Origin of the sequence: Candidatus Protochlamydia sp. W-9 (assembly GCF_001950615.1) — a bacterium.
Classification (GTDB): Bacteria; Chlamydiota; Chlamydiia; order Chlamydiales; family Parachlamydiaceae; genus Protochlamydia; species Protochlamydia amoebophila.
In genome coordinates, this window is the sequence record NZ_BCPZ01000133.1 from 1 (window position 1) to 336 (window position 336).

General features: G+C 33.6%; 1 pseudogene. It reads left to right on the forward strand.

The features are described from left to right. Positions 1 to 336: pseudogene (locus BU804_RS04200) on the forward strand (hypothetical protein); the annotation flags it as partial.

Below are 336 nucleotides of genomic sequence, written 5' to 3' on the forward strand. Positions count from 1 at the left end.
TTAAAATATATAGATGGCGATATTCCTAGCAGCTACTCTGCTCTTTCTTCCAGTTCAGATTCAAAATTAAGCCAAAGTACAATAAACAATGGTAAAACATATATCCTTTTAGGAAGCTTTGAAAAAACATACCCTTTAAAGCGTAGAATTGGAATTGGAATATATGCAGCTTTTAAGACTTTATGTACGTTAGGCTTAGGGCTTTTTTCTGAAAGTGTTCGAGAAGATTGGAAGTCTTTTTGGAGCGGTAAAAAAAGTAAAATTATTTACTCTTCTTCTCCCTCATTTTTACCAACTAAACTTTTGGCAGACCAAGGCGATGCAAAAGCTCAATAT